The following is a 2,848-nucleotide window of genomic DNA, read 5'->3' on the forward strand; positions in this document are numbered from 1 at the left end:
CGGTGACCGATGTCTCTAAAATCGCCGCTCCGCAATTCTCGGCCGACCCGGAATTTCTCGATTTCGAGCGTTTCATCGAAGGCAACATCTCCAGTCGCCGTGTGCAGAGAGGTGAGTTAGGCTTCCTCAAACCGGTGATCAGCCGCGCTTTTCTCGACCGGCATGGGCTGCGCTATGACGAAAACCTGCGGCTGGGCGAAGACTATGAGCTCTACGCGCGCGCGGTTGCTTGCGGGGCACGCTTCAAGGTCATCAGGTCCTGCGGCTATGGCGCCATCGTTCGCGCGGATTCGCTGAGCGGCCAACATAAGACGCAGGATCTCAAGCGTCTGGCCGACGCGGATCTGGCGCTGCTGGCGATCGACAGTTTGCCGGAAGGCTCTAAGGCGGTGCTCAGAAGGCACGAACGGCAGGTGCGCGACAAATACCGGTTGCGGAACTTCCTCGACGTGAAGAACGAGCGGGGGCTGACGTCGGCCGCGGCCTACGCCCTGGCCAGCCAATCCAACCTCATCCCCATCGTTCGCGGCGTGGCCGCCGACAAGCTGGATGCGCTGTTTCGCCGCGCCGGCTTTGCCTCGAAGCAGCCTGTGCCGCCGCTGCGCTTTCTCATGGCCGCAACCAGCCCGCTCGGCGAGACTTGAGCTTGTCCGCGAGCGGCGCCATGCCGATCATGTCAACAGGTCCTTACCCCGCTCCAACGTGAAGCGAATTTCCGATTCGCCACACTAAAGCGCGTCGCGTTTGATGAGATTCATGCGACGCGCTTTAGTTCTTGTTCTTATGCATGTCGTTGTCGCAAAACCGCTGCGCACTTTGCGCAACATGCATTAGGTGGTTGCCTACTCGCTCTGGGGATGGCATGTATGTTGCGGTGCAGCAATTTTGGTTGGCCGTTTGAATCGGCCCGAAAATGTCCCCTGTCAGAGGAGCTGGACGATGCGACAAGATTTTTTCGGCCTGGATGGGCACGGGATTGCCATAGGCCGGCTATGACAGGAGACTGAGCGCATGGCCTCGATATTCGGCTTCAGATCAAGGGATCCGGCTCGAGACAGGCAGACCGACATCTCGCGCCTTGACCGCTTGGCAAAGCTGCTTGACCAGATCGCAGCCGAGGTCGAGGCGGAGAAAAACGGACTTGAGAATCGCTACCGGACAAAGGCCACCAACGCGGCCTTTCTGGTCGAGGCGATGGAAAATGGAGCGGCCTCCTCCAGCAGATCCGCCGAAGTCAGCGAACTGACGAAGTCGATCCTGAATTGCGAGCAGCGCATCGCGGCGCTCGCGCGGCAAAACGAATTGATGAAGGATCTCCGTCATTCGCTGGATGCAATCTTCGATGAAGGCGGTCAGCGTGGCTCGACCACCAAGGCTGATTTCGCCAAGCCGGCCGCCGGCACGGGGTGAACTTCAAAGTTCTGGGTGGCGCCGCAGGCAAGAGGTTTAGTGCCACAGGTCAACAAAGAGGCAGCACAAGGAAGGTGCCGGGAGAAGGTCAAGATCAGCTCGTTTCGTCATGGTTCGAACGTCGACTTTGGGTTGGGGGCACACAGCACAAAGGTGAGTTTGGTATGAACGCGGATCCGAAAAGCACGTCCACCCCGAAAACCGGCGGCAGCCCGTTCACGCGCTCGATCAGGCAAGTGAACCTGAGGCAGCTATGCTCTGGCGGCGCGTTTCTGCTGGTCGCGCTCGGCAGCCTGGTTGCAGGCCCGACCCCTTCCCGTTCGCAGGATATCCCGACTGCGCCATCGTTCGTCGATGATTTCACCAGCTTCGACCGTGCGCGCTGGTACGTTGCCGATGGCTGGACGAACGGCAGCCATCAGAACTGCACCTGGTCCAAAAGCCAGGTCGAGCTTTCCGACGGCATGCTGACGCTCGGTTTCGAAAAGCGGAAGCTGAAGGATCGCGATTTTGCCTGCGGCGAGATCCAGACCAAGCAGCGCTTCGGCTATGGCACCTATGAGGCACGGATGAAAACCGATGCCGGCTCAGGCATCAACGCCGCCTTCTTTTCCTACATCGGCCCCTCCGACAAGCAGCCATGGGATGAAATCGACTTCGAGGTGCTGACCAAGGACACCTCCAAGGTGCAGGTCAACGCCTACATAGCCGGCAAGGGCAACAACGAGAAATTGGTGGATGTAGCGGGCGGCGCCGACAAGGCTTTCAATGACTACGCCTTCGTCTGGGAGAAGGACCGGCTGCGCTGGTACGTCAATGGCCAGCTGGTGAACACGATCACCGATCCGGCAAAGCTGCCCAGCCATGCGCAAAAGATATTCTTCAGCCTCTGGGGCAGCGACACGATGAAGGGCTGGCTGGGCCCGTTTTCGGATCCGGGGCGCAAGCTCACCATGCAAGTGGACCGCGTCGCCTTCACGGCGCTCGGCCAGCCATGCCAGTTTCCGGAATCGCTGGCATGCAGCATAAAGTGAAGGCTAATCTGAACCGGCCGGACCGAAAGCGCTCCGAAGCCTTGAACAGGGATGAAACCAAATGAATTTGACGGTCTTTGGAATTGGCTATGTCGGTCTCGTGCAGGCGGCGGTGCTTGCCGAAGTCGGACACCAGGTGGTGTGCGTCGACATCGACGTGAAAAAAGTCGAGCGGCTCAATCAGGGCCTCATCCCGATTTTCGAGCCCGGGCTCGAAAACCTCGTCAAGGAGAACCACGCGGCCGGCCGCATCAAGTTCACCACCGACGCCGCCGCCGCGGTCAAGCATGGCGAGATCCAGATGATCGCCGTCGGCACGCCTCCCGGAGAGGATGGTTCGGCCGACCTCAAATATGTGCTGGCAGTCGCCGAGGCCATCGGCCGGGAGAGGGACGCGCCCAAGA

The 2,848-nt window shown here is 60.0% G+C and carries 3 protein-coding genes and 1 pseudogene; all 4 read left to right on the forward strand.

Translation table 11 applies throughout. From position 1 onward, the window contains the following. Nucleotides 1-644: pseudogene (locus EOB36_RS33505) on the forward strand (glycosyl transferase family A); the annotation flags it as partial. A gap of 367 nt (nt 645-1,011) precedes the next feature. Beyond that, the gene (locus EOB36_RS33510) at nt 1,012-1,410 is read left to right on the forward strand and encodes a hypothetical protein (protein WP_128286571.1); all 399 of its coding nucleotides are present in this window, start codon (nt 1,012-1,014) and stop codon (nt 1,408-1,410) included. A 164-nt stretch (nt 1,411-1,574) separates the two neighbouring features. Next, a complete protein-coding gene (locus EOB36_RS33515) occupies nt 1,575-2,444 on the forward strand; it encodes a glycoside hydrolase family 16 protein (RefSeq protein ID WP_126103890.1) in 870 nt (289 codons plus the stop codon). A 61-nt stretch (nt 2,445-2,505) separates the two neighbouring features. Beyond that, nucleotides 2,506-2,848: 3-hydroxyacyl-CoA dehydrogenase NAD-binding domain-containing protein (locus tag EOB36_RS33520; RefSeq protein ID WP_164897707.1), on the forward strand; the 343-nt coding region annotated here is incomplete at its 3' end.

Origin of the sequence: Mesorhizobium sp. M6A.T.Cr.TU.017.01.1.1 (assembly GCF_004023115.1) — a bacterium.
Taxonomy (GTDB): Bacteria; Pseudomonadota; Alphaproteobacteria; order Rhizobiales; family Rhizobiaceae; genus Mesorhizobium; species Mesorhizobium mediterraneum.

Excerpts from the sequence above, each read along its gene's own strand:
- EOB36_RS33510 (WP_128286571.1), top strand. The coding sequence starts at position 1,012 with ATGGCCTCGATATTCGGCTTCAGATCAAGGGATCCGGCTCGAGACAGG.
- EOB36_RS33515 (WP_126103890.1), top strand. The coding sequence starts at position 1,575 with ATGAACGCGGATCCGAAAAGCACGTCCACCCCGAAAACCGGCGGCAGC.